At 69.8% G+C, this 15,534-nt stretch carries 11 protein-coding genes; 4 read left to right on the top strand and 7 right to left on the bottom strand.

Annotation, left to right across the window (positions count from 1 at the left end; genetic code table 11):
* Window positions 1-363 precede the first annotated feature (363 nt).
* Window positions 364-1,137 (top strand): lytic transglycosylase domain-containing protein, encoded by a 774-nt coding sequence (locus GGR64_RS07125; RefSeq protein WP_160971049.1) that lies wholly within the window; start codon window positions 364-366, stop codon window positions 1,135-1,137.
* A gap of 73 nt (window positions 1,138-1,210) precedes the next feature.
* Here GGR64_RS07125 and treA read toward each other — a convergent pair whose 3' ends face one another.
* Window positions 1,211-2,905 carry an alpha,alpha-trehalase TreA gene (treA, locus tag GGR64_RS07120; protein ID WP_184644829.1) on the bottom strand — a complete coding sequence of 565 codons (1,695 nt, stop codon included), beginning with the start codon at window positions 2,903-2,905 and terminating at the stop codon, window positions 1,211-1,213.
* Between the two features lie 309 nt (window positions 2,906-3,214).
* Complete coding sequence (locus GGR64_RS07115) at window positions 3,215-4,132, bottom strand: GAF domain-containing protein (protein ID WP_184644827.1); 918 nt, start codon at window positions 4,130-4,132, stop codon at window positions 3,215-3,217.
* Window positions 4,133-4,465: 333 nt separating this feature from the next.
* On the opposite strand from GGR64_RS07115, the gene GGR64_RS07110 reads away from it, so the two are divergent.
* On the top strand, window positions 4,466-4,822 hold the full coding sequence (locus tag GGR64_RS07110) for a hypothetical protein (protein ID WP_260302938.1): 357 nt from the start codon (window positions 4,466-4,468) through the stop codon (window positions 4,820-4,822).
* 256 nt (window positions 4,823-5,078) lie between these two features.
* On the opposite strand, the gene GGR64_RS07105 is transcribed toward GGR64_RS07110, so the two are convergent.
* The 5 genes from GGR64_RS07105 to GGR64_RS07085 all read right to left on the bottom strand — a co-directional run bounded on the left by GGR64_RS07105 (window position 5,079) and on the right by GGR64_RS07085 (window position 12,992).
* Window positions 5,079-5,861 carry a DUF72 domain-containing protein gene (locus GGR64_RS07105; RefSeq protein ID WP_184644825.1) on the bottom strand — a complete coding sequence of 261 codons (783 nt, stop codon included), beginning with the start codon at window positions 5,859-5,861 and terminating at the stop codon, window positions 5,079-5,081.
* 94 nt (window positions 5,862-5,955) lie between these two features.
* Entirely contained in the window at window positions 5,956-6,429 is a 474-nt protein-coding gene (locus tag GGR64_RS07100) for an SMI1/KNR4 family protein (RefSeq protein ID WP_184644823.1), read from the bottom strand.
* 336 nt (window positions 6,430-6,765) lie between these two features.
* Entirely contained in the window at window positions 6,766-9,663 is a 2,898-nt protein-coding gene (locus GGR64_RS07095) for a pitrilysin family protein (RefSeq protein WP_184644821.1), read from the bottom strand.
* Between the two features lie 163 nt (window positions 9,664-9,826).
* Window positions 9,827-11,272, bottom strand: a complete 1,446-nt coding sequence (locus GGR64_RS07090) for a glycoside hydrolase family 5 protein (protein WP_184644819.1) — start codon at window positions 11,270-11,272, stop codon at window positions 9,827-9,829.
* A 256-nt stretch (window positions 11,273-11,528) separates the two neighbouring features.
* Entirely contained in the window at window positions 11,529-12,992 is a 1,464-nt protein-coding gene (locus GGR64_RS07085; protein WP_184644817.1) for a glycoside hydrolase family 5 protein, read from the bottom strand.
* A gap of 305 nt (window positions 12,993-13,297) precedes the next feature.
* On the opposite strand from GGR64_RS07085, the gene GGR64_RS07080 reads away from it, so the two are divergent.
* The gene (locus GGR64_RS07080) at window positions 13,298-14,986 is read left to right on the top strand and encodes a M28 family metallopeptidase (RefSeq protein ID WP_184644815.1); all 1,689 of its coding nucleotides are present in this window, start codon (window positions 13,298-13,300) and stop codon (window positions 14,984-14,986) included.
* Window positions 14,983-15,525 (top strand): hypothetical protein, encoded by a 543-nt coding sequence (locus GGR64_RS07075; protein ID WP_326520311.1) that lies wholly within the window; start codon window positions 14,983-14,985, stop codon window positions 15,523-15,525. Before GGR64_RS07080 ends, GGR64_RS07075 begins: the two co-directional genes overlap by 4 nt.
* Window positions 15,526-15,534 lie beyond the last annotated feature (9 nt).

Here is a 15,534-nt window from a genome sequence, read left to right as displayed (position 1 = left end):
TTCGACCTTGGAAGCCGTCGGGACTGAAGTCCCTCCCACAGTGCGCCCAGACAGCGCATTGCACGTTCCTTGTGGAGCGGCTTCAGCTGCGATGGGCGAAGAAGGCGGGCGATTCGACCTTGGAAGCCGTCGGGACTGAAGTCCCTCCCACAGTGCACCCAGACAACGCGTCGCAAGTTCCTGTAGGAGCGGCTTCAGCCGCGACGCGTGGTGTCTGGCACCGTCGTGGTGTGTCGGCGCCTGGTCGCGGCTGAAGCCGCTCCTACAAGGGGCTGTCGGAAAGCGTACCGAGGGGCCGGCCGTCACTCGCGTCGACATGCGCTGGGCGATGATGCGCGCCCGTCCTGTTCGATCATGTCGCCGATGCCGCTTGCCCGTGCCGCGCTGTGCCTGCTGCTGTGCTGTGGCGTGGTCGCCGGCGCGTCTGCGCGCACCGTGTACCGCTGCGTGCGCGACGGCACGGTCAGCCTGGCCACGGCGCCGGAGCCGGGCTCGCGCTGCACGCCGAAGGAGCTGGATGACGCGGCGATCGCCACGCCCAATCTGTGGGGCAACCTGGGCGTGTTCAGCGGCACGTTGTACGAGCGCGAGCAGGACGGCCAGTTGGTCTACTCCACGCGCAACCTGCCGGGCTCGCGGCCCTATCTGCGCTTCACCGCGGTCACCCCGCCGGGCGAAAGCGCGCATCCCGGCCTCGGCAAGGTCGGCGCGCCCCAGTTGCAACCGCATGCCAAGCAGTTCCGCGCCGCGGCGCGCGCCACCGGCGTGGACGAGCCGTGGCTGCGCGCGATCGCGCATGCCGAGAGCGGCTTCGATGCCGCCGCGGTCTCACCCAAGGGCGCACAGGGGGTGATGCAGTTGTTGCCGGAAGTCGCGAAGGAATACGGCGTCCACGACCCGTTCGCGGCCGACCAGTCGATCGCCGGCGGCGCGCGCTACATGCGCGCGCTGCTGCGCCGCTACGCCGGCGACCGGGTGCTCGCCGCCGCGGCCTACAACGCCGGCATCGGCACGGTGGCGCGCTACGGCGGCGTGCCGCCGTACGCGGAGACCCGCGAGTACATCGACAAGGTGATGGCGCTGTACCAGCGCTATCGCGTCGCGATGGGCATCCCCGTGGAGACGCCGGCGCAGTAGCTGCGGCGCCGACCGCTGGCCATGACGCATGCGCAGGCGGACGCGGCGTGGCCGCGCTGCCGCCCGTGGCGCTTCAGAGCGCGACTGCTTCCGCCTCGGCGTCGGCCTGCGCTTGCGCGTGCGCCGCTGTCGGCGCGGCGGCCGGTGCCGCGTACAGATCCATCAGCAACAGGGTCACGCCATTGGTCCAGCCGAAGCCGTCCTGCAGGGCGTACTCGCCGCCGCCGCCGCCCTTGGCCTGCGCGTCCACCGCGTACTTCTCCACCAGCTTGTGCTGTTGCGCGAACAGCGCCTGCACCCGCGCCAGGAAGCGGCTGCCGATGCGCTGCGCCAGGGCGTCCTGGCCGTAGCGGCGCAGGCCGTCCACGGCGATCCACTGCAGCGGCGCCCAGCCGTTGGGTTCGTCCCACTGCTGGCCGGTGTGCAGGCGCGTGGTCGCCAGGCCGCCGGGGCGCAGCAACTGCGCCTGCACGGTGTCGGCGCTGCGCTTGGCCCGCGCCGGCGAGGCGACGCCGACGAACAGCGGGTACAGCGCCGCGGCGGTGACCTGCTCGCGCAGCCGGCGCTGCTGCCAGTCGTAGTCGGCGTAGTAGCCGGCATCGCTCCACAGGTGCTTGTCGATCGCGGTCTTGCGCGCGCTGGCCAGGGCCGCGTAGTCGGTGTCGCAGCCGGCCACGCCGGGGTTCTTGGCGCAGGCCAGGGCCAGGGTGCTCTCCAGGTGGTAGAGCAGGCTGTTCAGGTCGACCGGGACGATGGCGGTGGTGCGGATGCTGGCCAGGGTCTTGCGGTCGCCGAGCCAGCGGCTGGAGTAGTCCCAGCCGCTCTCGGCGCCGGCGCGCAGGTCGCGGTAGACCTCGGCGGCGGGGCGGTCCTTGGCCTCGGCGGCGGTGCGCACGTCGTGCAGCCAGGCTTCCGGGCGCGGCGTGTCGCGGGCGTCCCAGTAGCGGTTGAGCAGGCTGCCGTCGGCCAGCCGCACCACGTGCGCATGCGCGTGGCCCGGAGCCAGGTTCTGCGCGCCCTCCATCCAGTACGCGTATTCCTTCTGCAACTGCGGCAGATAGCGCGCGTAGGCCGCATCGCCTTCCACCTTGGCCTGCAACTGCACCATGTGCGAGAAGAACGGCGGCTGCGAGCGGCTCAGGTAGTAGGTGCGGTTGCCGTTGGGGATGTGCCCGTAGGTGTCGATCAGGTAGGCGAAGTTGTCCAGCATCTGCCGGCTGCGTTCGTGTTCGCCGCTCTCCACCAGGCCGAGCATGGTGAAGTAGGAATCCCAGTAGTAGACCTCGCGGAAGCGCCCGCCCGGCACCACGTAGGGGTGCGGCAGCGACAGCAGGCTGCTGTAGGCCGGCACCTCGACCTGGCGGCGTACCAGCAGCGGCCACAGCGCGTCGATGTGTTCACGCAGGCCGGTGTCCTGGCGGATCGCCTCGGTCTGCACCGGGCCGGATTCCTCGAAGTTGGCGGCGACGAAGCGGCGCAGGTCGAAGCCGGGTTGCTGGCGCTGCGCCAGATAGTCGGCGTTGATCAGCGCCGGGTCGCGCAACGGCAGCGCATCGACGAAGTGCTTCTGGTCGTCGAACAGCTCCTGCTGCTGCACCGCCTGGAACAGTTCCGGGTAGGCCAGGTCGGGCGTCTGCGGCGGCGGTGCCGGCGCGGTCAGGGTCGTCGCCGGCGCGGCCTCGGCCATGGCGGTGTCGGCGGTACCGAGCAACAGGCCGAGCGACAGGCTCAGCAGCGGGGTGCAGCAGGGAGGAGCGGCATGGCTCATGTCAGGTCCAGAGCAGGATGCGTGCGGCATGGTAAACGACCGAGGCGAAGACGGGGCGGACGCGGCCGGATCCGATGCGCGGCCTGCCGATCGTGCCTTGGCGGCCGCGCGCCGTCCGGCTCGCACCGGTGAGGGACCGCAACGCCTGGGGAGATGCAAGAACGGGGCCGCCGCTGCGGTCAGGTGGCTCGTCGCCGGGACAGCCGGGGGCGTGTTGTTTGGCCAAAGGGTGGCGCAGTGCCCGCTCGGTGGGGCGGGCAGGTCGTTCAGGGCGCGCCGACGCCGGCGGGTCGGCGTCCGCCGTGCAGGTCAGGGCGTCTGCGGCCGCAGGCGGTCCTTCTCGGCGCTGAGCGCGGCTTCGGCGCGCAGGAACACCAGCCCGATCGGCTCGTCCGCCCGCGTGGCCTGGGCGTCGCCGACCAGGACGGTCAGCCCCAGCGCCTGCTGCCGCGCGGCGATCTCGCGCAGGCCGCGCAGCTTCTGTTCGGCATCGGCGCCATGCAGCATGACGATGAACTCGGCGTGCTCGGTGGCGCGGTCCACCGTGTCGGCGCCGCCGTCGTGCACGTAGCTGGCCAGGGTGCGGTCGAGCTGCTGCAGGCTGCTGCCCAGCAGGCGTTCGCTCTGCCGCTCGGCCAGCGCGGCCAGTTCCTGCACTTCCAGGATCACCACCCGGTAGCGGCCATCGGTGGCGGCGCCGTGGGCATCGGCCGAATGCGGTTGCAGGAGCGCCTCGCGTTCGCGTTGCAGGGTACGGCGGCGTTCGTCGAGCAGGCGCATGGTGGTGCGCGCCAGCGCACGCAGGCCGTCGCGCTGGGCGTCGGTGAGCTGGCGTGGCGCGGTGTCGAGCACGCAGACCGTGCCCAGGGCGATGCCCTCATCGGTCACCAGCGGCATGCCGGCGTAGAAGCGCGCGCCGGTGTCGCCGCGGACCACCGCGATGTCGGCGAAACGCGGGTCGTCGGCGAGGTCGGGCACTTCCAGCAACTGCTCGGGCTCACGGATCGCGTGATCGCACACCGCTTGGCTGCGCTCGGTCTGCGGCACCTCCAGGCCCATCCGTGCCTTGAACCATTGCCGGTCGCGGTCCAGCAGCGACAGCAGCGCGATCGGCGTATCGCACAGCGCGGCGGCGATCTGCACGATGTCCTGGTAGGCGGCCTCGGGCAGGCTGTCGACGATGCGGTAGCTGTCGAGGACACGCTGGCGCTGGGCTTCATCGGTCATTTGGCGGCATCGGGTCTGGCGCGGATCGCGAGGCGCAGCACCATACCGCAGGGCGTGGCGACGTCGCGTGGACAAGCCCACAAGCGTGACGCGGTGCACGCTCGAGTCTTTTGCCGCGCATGACTGACCAGCGTCGCTGGCGGTCGTGCATGGTGCAAAGGAAGGTCAAATCGCCGTGATAGGATGCGCCGCGTTTCGCTCTGCCATTCCGGTAGCCCAGGGCGCATCACGCATGCGGCGATCTGCGATGCCGGTTTGCACGGTGGCTGCCGCATGGTCCGCCTGTACTCCTTCTGCAAGGGAGTGCGCCGCCACTTCGCAAGGACGATTCCCATGGCTCTACCCGACACGCGCCGTTTCCGCACCTGCGTCGCCTTCCTGCTCGCACTATCGCTGTTGCCTGGCGCTGCGTCTGCCAGCAGCGTGACCGGCACCATCAAGGACCTGTCGGTCCGTGCGACGGACGGCGTGCACTACGTGGTGATCAACGGCACACCGACGCAGCGTCCGACCTGCGCGGCGAACACCACGTACTACATGATCAAGGACGAGACCTCCGATACCGGAAAGGCACAGCTGGCGATGCTGCTGTCCGCCTACATGGCGGGGAAGCCGGTCTGGATCGAAGGGACCGGTGCCTGCACGCGCTGGGGCGACGGCGAAGACGTTGGCACGGTGAGCTTTCATTGAGCGAGGCGATTGGGCAGCGCGGTGGTTACCGCCGGCGCATGCATGCTGAAGCGGTCCCGCGACGATCCTGAAGCAGGCCGTGCCTGGGCGCGGCCTGTCTTTTCGTGCGGATGAGCATGCCAAGCGAAACGTGACATCGACACGCTCGTGAGGTCGCGGCTGAAGCTGCTTCTACGAGGGCGGTGAACCAGGGGCTGGTTTCATCGCAGGAGCGGGGCCTGTCCCGCGTATCGCCGTACTCGCCGGGACGTGGTGATCAGCCGGCGGCGCCGACGCCGAGCGCGCGCAGTTGCGCCTGCAGCGTGGCGGCGTTGTCGAGGGCGTGGCCGAGCGCGGTGTTGTCGAAGATCACCCAGGCTTCGCCGGTGTGCGGCGTGGTGGCGACGACGTGGTCGGCCAGCCGGCGCAGCGCGTCGTCGGCGTAGTCGCTGTAGTAGATGCGTGGCGCGCCGTGCCAGCGCCAATAGGCCGGCGCCGCGGTGCCCGCCGGCTGCGCGGCATCGGCGTTCAGGGCCGGATCGGCGGCCACGCGCGCGATCCTGTGGCGCTGCCACAGCGCCTCGGCGCGCGCGCCGAACCAGCTGGCGTGGCGCGGCTCGCAGGCGATGCCGCCGTGCCAGCGGCGCCGCAGCATGGCGAAGAAGGTGGCGGCGGTGCGCGCGTCGAAGGCCAGGCTCGGCGGCAGCTGCACCAGCAGGCAGCCGAGCTTGTCGCCGAGGTGGCCGATCTCGCCGAGGAAGGTCTGCAGCAGCGGCGCGACGCGGTACAGACGCGCGTCATGGGTGATCGTGCGCGGCAGCTTGGCCGAAAAACGGAAATCCGCCGGCACGCTGTCGGCCCAGCGCTGGTAAGTGACGGGGCGGTGCGGGCGGTAGAACGAGGAATTGATCTCGACCGCATCGAAGCGCGTGGCATAGCGCGCCAACTGGCTGGCGCCGTCGCCGACCAGCGCGCGCTGCGTGCTGGCGATCGACCAGCCGGCGCAGCCGATGCGGATGCGGGGCGCGGCATCGGTGCGGCGTGGCGAGGCGGTCGGCATCGGCGATGGCAGGCGGGACGGGTCTCTGGGATATCAAGCGCTGCGGCCAAGCGCCGTGAACGAGATTGCCGGCCATACCCGCCTGCCGGCAGGTTCATGCGTCGTCCGCATCCTCCTCGTCGACCAGTCCCTGGACGAACTGGAGGAAATCCGGGCAGAGCGGCCTTTCGGCGTGGGCCTGGTTCTGTTCGGGGCTGAGCTCGCTGTCGAAGGTGTCGGTGGTGAAATAGCTGACGGCTCCCGTGTCCAGATCCAGGCAAAAGAAGTTGCCGCCGCAATCGTTCGCGAACGGCAGCAGGCGTGCGGGCAGAACCTGTTTCTGCAGCATCAACCGGTAGGTGGACAGCAGCGTGTAGTCGCAATGCGCAATCGGTTTGAACGTGGCGACCTCGATCGGCTCATAGTCCTCTTCGCCGACCCAATACGCTCGCTCAGGCATGCCGCCGTTGTACTTGAGGTAATGCTCCCGGAAGGGAGTCGGCAGCTTCCTGCCAATCACCGATTCCAGGTGATCCAGGTCCGCTGGGGTGACGGCCGCTTCGCCATCCGAGAGTGTGTTTTCAAGCATCGTGATCCCCGATCGGCAGCAGTGCCCAGGAGACGAGTCTACTTTTCGAAGGGTGTTTGGTCAGCCGGCTTTCCCGGAAACCGCAAGGACCGGCCCGCAGACGTCGTTCCGACCTTGCACCGCTTGAATGTCGAGCGACCGATGCGTGCAGCGCGCAACACTGGCTGCGATCGGCAGCGCGCTTGTGCGCGTGCCTCCAACGCGGGACTGGGGATCGGGCAGCATATGCACCACTGCGCGCGTCGCCACGCCAAGGCGTTTCGGCGCCGCGGGCGATCCGTCCGCACGCCGCCTTGCGACGCATGGCCGGGATCTTCCGGCCATGCGCGTATTGCCTTACTGCTTGGCGGCCGCCGTGGTCTTCGCCTTGACCGGCTGGCCGTCGCTGTCGAGCACCTGCACCTCGCCCAGCTTCAGCGCGCGCACCGGCGCTTCGATCTGCTTGAGGTCGCCGACGATGACCCAGGTCATCGCCTGCGGCGCCACGATCTCCTTGATCGCCGCTTCCGCTGCCGGCTGGTCGACCGCTTCCAGGCGCGTCTTCAGCGTCTGCACGTAGTCGTCCGGGCGGCCGTACTGGACGATGCCTTCCATCGCGCTGAGCACCGCACCGGTGGTCTCGAAGCTGCCCGGCAGGGCGCGCACGCGCTGTTCCTTGATCTTGGCGATCTCGGCGGCGGTCAGCGGCTTGTCGCCGACCACGGCCTTGGCTTCCTTGAGGATCTCGGCGGCCGATTCGGCGGTCTTGTCGGTCTGCACAGGGGCGAAGAACAGGAACGGGCGCTGGCCGATCGCGTCGATCATGAAGCTGTTGGCGCCGTAGGCCCAGCGCTTGTCCTCGCGCAGGTTCATGTTCAGCCGCGAAGTGAAGGTGCCGCCGAAGGCGCCGTTGGCCACGCCGATCGCCAGGTTGTTCGGCGCCTTGGTCGAGGGCGCCAGCAGGCCGGCCAGGATCAGCGACTGCGGGGCGTCGTCGCGGTTGATCAGGAACACGCGTGGCTTGGGCTGCGCGGCCACCTGCGGCAGGCTCTTGGTCGGGCGCTTGCCGGACGGAGCCTGCCAGTCGCCGAAGGCGGCATCCAGCTGCGGGATGATCTTGGCCAGGGTGGTGTCGCCGGCGACCAGGATGCGCACGTTGTCCCGACGCAGCCAGTTGTTCTGGAACGCGCTCAGGTCGCCCGCGGTGAGGCTCTTGATCGCCGCCTCGGTGCCGGTACCGGTGAGCGGCACGCCGTACGGATGGCTGGGGCCGTAAAGCAGCGGCGGCAGGGTGCGCAGCGCCAGGCCCTGCGGCTGGGTCTTCTCCTGCGCGATCGAGGCCAGCCACTGGCCGCGGATGCGCTCGATGTCGTCGGCCTTGAACGCCGGGTTGCGCACGATGTCGGCGAACAGGTCCAGCGACGGCGCCAGCTGGTCGTTGAGTGCGTTGAGCGAGGCGTCGCAGCTGTCCAGTTCGCAGGACACGCTGGTCATCGCGCCCAGGCGCTGGCGACGCTGCGCCACGTCCACCGAATCCAGGTTGCGGGTGCTCTCGTTCATCAGCGCCGCGGTGAAGTTGGCGGTGCCGAGCTTGCCGCCGCGGTCGGTCGCGTAACCGGCATCGAACAGCAACTGGATCTGCGTGACCGGGATGGTGTGACGCTCGGCCAGCACCACCTCGATGCCGTTCTTGAGCTTGCCGCGCTGCAGCTGCGGGAAGCTCAGGCTCGGGAACTGGCTGGTCTCCGGCACGCCGGCAGCGCGGTCCACCTGCGACTTGCCGACGCTGTAGTTACCCTTGGCCGGCACCTTCGGCGCGGGCTTGCCCGGTGCCGCGGCCAGCGGCTTGACCGCCTTGTCCTCGGCTGCTGGATCGAAGCCTTCCGGCGCCGGCAGCACGGTCAGCAGGTAGTCGCCCTTGCCGAACCAGGTGTCGGCGGCCTTGCGCACGCTGGCGACGGTGGCCGCCTGCGCGCGTTCCAGGTCCTTCTTGTAGGCGCCGGGATCGTTGCGGTAGACCTGGCCCTCGGCCAGCACCGTGGCCTTGCCGCCGAAGCCGCCGACCTTCTCCAGGCCGCGCACGAAGCCGGCGCGGTAGCCGACCTGGGCGCGCTGCAGTTCGTCGGCGGTGGGGCCTTCGGCCAGGAACTTCTGCAGTTCGTCGGCGATGGCGGCCTCGACCTTGGCCGGGTCCACGCCTTCCTTCACGTCGGCGGTGATCTGCAGCTGGCTGGCCAGCGCGAACGACTGCAGGCCGGCGGAGACGTCGTCGGCCAGCTTGTCGCGGTAGACCAGGCGCTGGTACAGGCGGCTGGTCTTGCCGCCGCCGAGCACGGTGGTGGCCAGGTCCAGCAGCACCGCATCGTCGGTGCCCAACTGCGGCGCGACCCAGGTGCGGTAGATGCGCGGCTGCGCGACGTGGTCGTGCTGCACGCCGCGGGTCTGCTTGGACAGCGGGGTGATCCACGGCTGCTGGCGCGGCACCGGCCGGCCGGCGGGGATGTCGCCGAAGTACTGCTCGGCCTTGGCCTTGGCCTGCGCCACGGTGATGTCGCCGGCCAGCACCAGGGTGGTGTTGGCGGCGCCGTAGTTGTCGTGGAACCACTGCTTGACGTCGTCCAGCGAGGCCGCGTCGAGGTCGGCCATCGAGCCGATGGTGTCGTGCTGGTAGGGGTGGTTGGCCGGGAAGATGTTGGCCAGGATGTTCTCGTCGACGCGGCCGTAGGGGCGGTTCTGGCCCTGGCGCTTCTCGTTCTGGACCACGCCGCGCTGGGTGTCCAGTTCCTTCTGGCCGATCGCGCCGAGCAGGTGGCCCATGCGGTCCGACTCCATCCACAACGCGGTGTCCAGCGCGGTGGTCGGCACGGTCTCGAAGTAGTTGGTGCGGTCGAACCAGGTGGTGCCGTTCATGTCGGTGGCGCCGACTTTCTCGAACGGCTGGAAGTAGGTGCCCTTGTGGTTCTCCGAGCCGGAGAACATCAGGTGCTCGAACAGGTGCGCGAAGCCGGTCTTGCCGGCCGGCTCGTCGCCCGAGCCGATGTGGTACCAGATGCTCACCGCCACCACCGGCGCCTTGTGGTCCTCGTGCACCACCACGGTCAGGCCGTTGGGCAGGGTGAAGCGGGTGTAGGCGATCTCCGGCGCGGTCGCCTGGGCCGGCGTGGCCGCGGCCAGGGCCGACGGCGCGGCCACCAGGGCGGCGCCGGTGCCGAGGGTGAGGATGCTGGAGATCAACAGCGACAAGGGTCGGAGCATGGGCCGGGCCTGAGTGTGGACAGTGCGCCAGCATAGAGGCGCAGCGGCGGCCGCGGGAACGTGACTGATGGCACAGCGCGCGGCGCCGCGTGGGCGGCGGCCATCGCGCGCGGCTCTCCCGGGGAAGGGCCGCGCGCGCGGCGTCAGCGACGCAACGGCGCGCTCAGCGCGCGGCGCAGAAGCCGAACTCGGCAGTGGCGCCCGGGGCCAGGGTCTTGTTCCAGTCCACGCCGCTGGCGCTGAGGGTGGTGCCCGATTGCGTCCAGCTGGCGTTCCACAGGTTGTTGACGGTGCCGCTGATCGACAGGGTGGCGGTCCAGTCGCCGCTGCTGCCGCCGGTGTTGGTCACCTGCACGCGGTTGCAGTAGCCGGCGTTCCAGTCGCTGTCGACCAGCACCCTGGTGCTGAAGCTGCTGCCGGACGGCGGCGGCGTGGGCGTTCCGCCGCCATTGCCACCGCCGTTGCCGCCGCCACCGCCAGTGCTGCTGCCGGCGCCGTCCCACAGCTTCTTCAGCAGGGTCACCTTGTCGGTGCGCACCGTGCTCCAGTCGTCGTTGAGGATGCCGCCGGTGTCGCCGCTGTTCGGGTTCCACGACCAGTAGAAGCCGCTGTGGAGGCCCTTGCCGATCAGGTAGTCGACCAGCGCATTCTGCCACTGCACGTCCAGCGGGTTGCCCTGGCCGTACTTGCCGCCGAACTCGCCCAGCAGCAGTGCGTGGCCGGCCTGGGCGAACTGGCCGAAGTGCTGCTCCCAGATCGCCGGCATGTTGGCCGGGAAGTTGGACGCGCTGAAGTACGGCTGCATGTAGACGTCCGGTCCGTACACGTGCGGGGCGAGCAGCAGGCGGTTGGCCGGGATGGCCAGCGGGGTGCAGGCCAGCGGTTCCAGGTTCTCGCCCCAGAAGTGCGCGGTGTCGCTGGAGCAGGTGGACGTGTTGGAAATGCCTTCGACCACGATCAGCCAGTTCGGCGCCGCGTTCAGCACCACCGCCGACGCGCGTTCGGCGGCCTTGTTCCAGTCGGTGGCGGCATTGCCGCTGCCCCAGGTGGCGGCGCCGTGCGGCTCGTTCTTCAGGTCCAGGCCGATCACCCCCGGCACCGACGCGTAGCGCTTGGCGACGAAGCTCAGATCATTCAGCCATTGCTGCTCGCTGTAGCTGCCGGTGTACCAGAGTTCGGAGATCGCGTTGCAGTCCGGGGTGTGGTGGTCGAGCAGCACGTACATGCCGCGGCTGCTGAGTTCGTTGATCACCTTGTCGAGCAGCTGCAGCGAGTTCAGGCCCTGCAGGTCCGGATTGCGGCTGTAGTCGATGCTGCCGGGCGATACCGCCTGCAGCGTCTGCGGGCAGAACGGCAGGCGCACGGCGTTGAAGCCCAGGCCCTGCATCTGCGTGATCATGTCCTTCCAGTTGCGCGCCCACAGGCCGTGCACGGTGTGCTGCGAGGTCTCGAAACCGAACCAGTTGACGCCGCGCAACTGCACGGCGTTGCCGGCGTCGTCCACCACCTTGCCTTGCTGGATGGCATAGCTCCAGGCCGAGCCGCTGGCGACCACGAGCGCCGCGGCCAGCAGGCAGCGGGTGAGGCGGGAATGCAGGGACCGTTTCATCGCGGTGCTCCGAGGGCGGCCGGTGCGGAGCGCGCCGGCCAAAGGGGGGCGGATGCTTGGCGGCGATGATCGGCATTGTCCGCCGTGGCGGCCGTGACTGCCGTTGCAGAAGACGGGCTTGTCCACGGATTGCGCGCAGCTGCTGTGGTGATGTCCACGGGCGCGCAGCCGCCTGGTGAAAACGCCAACGGCAGCGTCGTGGGACGCTGCCGTTGAGGGTGGGCCCCGCGCGCTGCGCGGAGCGATGGCGCCGCTTTCAGCGGGCGGCGCAGAACCCGAACTCGGCGGTGGCGCCGGGGGCCAGGGTCTTGTTCCAGTCCACGCCGCTGGCGCTGAGGGTGGTGCCCGACTGCGTCCAGGTGGCGTTCCACAGGTTGTTGACGGTGCCACTGATGGACAGGGTGACCGCCCAGTTGCCGGTGGCGCTGCCACTGTTGGTCACCTGCACGCGTTCGCAGTAGCCGGCGTTCCAGTCGCTGTCGACGATGACCTTGGTGCTGAAGCTGGCGCTGCCCGGGGTCGGCGTGGGGGTCGGGGTCGGGGTCGGCTCCGGGGTGGGCGTCGGGGTCGGAGTGGGCGTCGGCGTCGGCGTGGTGCCGCTGGCATCGCCCCACAGCCGCTTCAGCCCGACCATCTTCTCGCTGCGCACGGTGGTCCAGTCGTCGTCGAGCACGCCGCCGGTGTCGCGGCTGTTGGGGTTCCACGCCCAGTAGAAGCCGCTGCGGATGTTCTTCTTGATCAGGTAGTCGATCAGCGCCTTCTGCAGGACCGGATCCTGCGCCTGGTTGCGGCCTTCGTTGCCGCCGAATTCGCCGATCATCATGGCGTAGCCGCGCTGGGTCAGCTGGCCGAACTGGCGCTCCCAGATCGCCGGCATGTTGGCCGGGAAGCTGCCGTCGCCGAAGTAGGGCTGCCAGTTCACGTCGGGGCCGTACACGTGCGGGGACAGCAGCAGGCGGTTGGCCGGCACGTTGAGCTTGGTGCAGGTCAGCGGTTCCAGGTTGCCGCCCCACCAGTAGCCGTCGCTGCTGGAGCAGGTCGGGTTGTCGGTGATGCCCTCGACCACGATCAGCCACTTCGGCGCCACCTTCAGCACCGCCGCCGAGGCGCGCTCGACCGCCTTGTTCCAGTCGGTCTTGAGGTTGCCGGTGCCCCAGGTGTTGCGGCCATTCGGCTCGTTCTTCAGGTCGATGCCGATCACGCCCGGCACCGACGCGTAGCGCTTGGCCACGAAGCTCAGGTCGCTGAGCCACTGCTGCTCGCTGTAGGAGTCGGTGTACCAGAGTTCGGAGATGCCCTGGCAATCGGGCGAGTGGTGGTCCAGCAGCACGTACATGCCGCGGCTGCTGAGTTCGTTGATGACCTTGTCCAGCACCTGCAGCGAGTTCAGACCCTGCAGGTCCGGATTGCGGCCGTAGTCGATGCTGGTCGGCGCCACGCCGCGCAGGGTCTGCGGGCAGAACGGCAGGCGCACGGCATTGAAGCCCAGGCCCTGCATCTGCGTGATCATGTCCTTCCAGTTGCGCGCCCACAGGCCGTGCACGGTGTGCGCGCTGCCTTCGAAGCCGAACCAGTTGACGCCGCGCAGCTGCACCGCGTTGCCGCGGTCGTCCACCACCGTGCCTTTGCTGATCGCGTAACTCCAGGCCGAACCGCTGGCGGCCAGCAGCGCGGCGGCCAGCACGCAACGGGTGATGCGGGTGAGGGGGGACATCGACATCTCTGCAGGTCTCCGGAAGCGAGCCGGCCCGCAGTCGGAGCGGCCCGGGTGAGGTGGGGAGTGACGGTTCTCACGCCGGGCTCGGGTGGAAGCCAGGGCGGGCGCGCGGATCGGCATGGGCCACCGGATTGGCGCGGACCCCGCGGTGCGCGAGCGCGGCATTAGAGCATGTTCAGCTTCATATTTGAGTGGTTTATCACAATAAATTTTTGCGACAGCGCACGTATGGCGGTCGTTCGACCCACCACGACCCGGTAGGGGCGCCGCTACACTCGCCCTTCTTTGTGTCTGCCGAGGGGAACCAAGTGAAACGACCGATCCTGAGCCTGCTGGCCCTGGCGCTGTCCGGCGCCTGCCTGGCGGCACCGCCGCCCGCACCGACCTTCGACACCAAGCGCCTGTCCACCGACGTGAAGACCCTGGCCTCCGACGCCTACGAGGGCCGCGCCCCGGGCTCGGCGGGCGAGGAGAAGACGGTGGCCTATCTGAGTGCGCAGTTCCAGGCGGCCGGCCTGCAGCCCGGCGGCGACCTGCGCGACGGCAAGCGCCTGTGGACCCAGGCGGTGCCGCTGCGCCGCGCCGACATCGTCGGCACCCCGCGCCTGGCGATCGCCAGCGGCGACCAGCGCCAGGCCCTGACCCAGGGCCAGCAGATCGCCGTGCGCGCCGCGCTCGACGGCAGCAGCCAGGTGACCCTGGACGGGGCGCCACTGGTGTTCGTCGGCTACGGCGTCAAGGCGCCCGAGCGCGGCTGGGACGACTTCAAGGGCGTGGACCTGAAGGGCAAGATCGCGGTGGTGCTGATCAACGACCCCGACTTCGAGACCGGCAAGGGCGCGTTCGACGGCAAGGGCATGACCTACTACGGCCGCTGGACCTACAAGTTCGAGGAAGGCGCGCGGCAGGGCGCGGCCGGCGTGCTGATCGTGCACGAGACCGCACCGGCCTCCTATGGCTGGGCCACCGTCGCCAACTCCAACACCAACAGCATGTTCGACGTGGTCCGCGACGATCCCAAGACGGTGCACCCGGAGCTGGAAGGCTGGATCCAGCGCGATCTGGCGGTGGACCTGTTCAAGCGCGCCGGGCTGGATTTCGATGCGCTGAAGAAGCAGGCGCAATCGCGCGACTTCAAGCCGGTGGAACTGAAGGGCGAGCGCCTGTACGCCGACTACGCGGTGAAGTCGGAGGTGATCACCTCGCGCAACGTGGTCGCGCGGCTGCCCGGCAAGACCCAGCCGGACGACACCCTCATCTACACCGCGCACTGGGATCACCTGGGCGTGGGCGCGCCCGACGCCAAGGGCGACCGCATCTTCAACGGCGCGCTGGACAACGCCAGCGGCGTCGCCGCGCTGCTGGAACTGGCCCGCGCCTTCGCCAAGGGCCCGACGCCGCAGCGCTCGGTGGTGTTCATGGCGGTCACCGCCGAGGAGAAGGGCCTGCTCGGCTCGGAGTACTACGCCTCCAAGCCGCTGTATCCGCTGGCGCGCACGGTGGCGGTGATCAACATGGACGGCATGAGCCCGTTCGGGCCGTCGCGCGATTTCGGCATCTACGGCACCGCCAAGCTGGAACTGCTCGACGACCTCAAGCGCGTGGCGAAGGGCTGGTATCTGCGCTACACGCCCGATCCGAAGCCGGAAGCCGGCTACTTCTTCCGCTCCGACCACTTCTCCTTCGCCAAGCGCGGCGTGCCGGCGCTGTCCTTCGCCGCCGGCCAGGACTGGGTGGACGGCGGCGTCGCGGCCGGCAAGGCCGCCGCGGACGACTACACGGCCAAGCGCTACCACCAGCCCGGCGACGAATGGCAGCCGAACTGGACCTTCGCCGGCGCCGCGCGCGACATGCAGGTGCTGTACACGCTGGGCGAGGAACTGGCCAACTCGACGCAGTGGCCGAACTGGAGCCGCGACTCCGAGTTCCGCGCCACGCGCGACGCCAGCGCCGCGCAGCGCCAAGCCGCGCAGCGCCAAGCCGCGCCCGCCAAGTGAGCCACGACCCGTTGCCGCCTGCCCCGCAGGCGGCTCCGGACCCGCTGCCGGGCGTGCGTGCGGACGTTGCCGATCAGGCCGACATGGACGCGGGCAACGACCCGCTGCCGCGCTGGCTGGTCGGCGTTGGCGTCGTCATGACCTTCCTGTTCGTCGGCCCGCCGCTCGGGACCGTGGTGGTCGGGCTGCCGGTGGCGATCGCGATGACCTGGGGGGAGAGCAGCGGCGTCAGCGCCCCGCTGCTGCTGCTTCTGCTGATGGCGATGTTTTCCTATGTCTTCGGCGCCTTGCCGGCGCTGCTGACCGGGCTGTTCGCCGCCCGTGCCTGGCCACGCCTGCGCGGCTGGCGCGCGCATCTGCGCATCGGCCTGATCGGGGCCGGCACCTCGGCGGTGTGCGTCGCCGCGGCGCTGGCCCTGTTCGACAGACGCGACGACCCGTCCCACCAGGGCCTCGTCGCGGTGGGCCTGTGCGCGTTGGCCGGTTTCGTCGGCGCCGTGCTGCTGTCGCGCGCGTTGCAATTCCTGCGCGGCGGCTGACGCCGCCGC

It is taken from the genome of Xanthomonas sp. 3307 (genome assembly GCF_014199735.1).
Taxonomy (GTDB): domain Bacteria; phylum Pseudomonadota; class Gammaproteobacteria; order Xanthomonadales; family Xanthomonadaceae; genus Xanthomonas_A; species Xanthomonas_A rydalmerensis.
This window is presented reverse-complemented; position numbering and strand designations above follow the sequence as displayed.

Coding starts and splice junctions, on each gene's coding strand:
- GGR64_RS07125 (WP_160971049.1), top strand. CDS start 364: ATGCCGCTTGCCCGTGCCGCGCTGTGCCTGCTGCTGTGCTGTGGCGTG.
- treA (WP_184644829.1), bottom strand. CDS start 2,905: ATGAGCCATGCCGCTCCTCCCTGCTGCACCCCGCTGCTGAGCCTGTCG.
- GGR64_RS07115 (WP_184644827.1), bottom strand. CDS start 4,132: ATGACCGATGAAGCCCAGCGCCAGCGTGTCCTCGACAGCTACCGCATC.
- GGR64_RS07110 (WP_260302938.1), top strand. CDS start 4,466: ATGGCTCTACCCGACACGCGCCGTTTCCGCACCTGCGTCGCCTTCCTG.
- GGR64_RS07105 (WP_184644825.1), bottom strand. CDS start 5,861: ATGCCGACCGCCTCGCCACGCCGCACCGATGCCGCGCCCCGCATCCGC.
- GGR64_RS07100 (WP_184644823.1), bottom strand. CDS start 6,429: ATGCTTGAAAACACACTCTCGGATGGCGAAGCGGCCGTCACCCCAGCG.
- GGR64_RS07095 (WP_184644821.1), bottom strand. CDS start 9,663: ATGCTCCGACCCTTGTCGCTGTTGATCTCCAGCATCCTCACCCTCGGC.
- GGR64_RS07090 (WP_184644819.1), bottom strand. CDS start 11,272: ATGAAACGGTCCCTGCATTCCCGCCTCACCCGCTGCCTGCTGGCCGCG.
- GGR64_RS07085 (WP_184644817.1), bottom strand. CDS start 12,992: ATGTCGATGTCCCCCCTCACCCGCATCACCCGTTGCGTGCTGGCCGCC.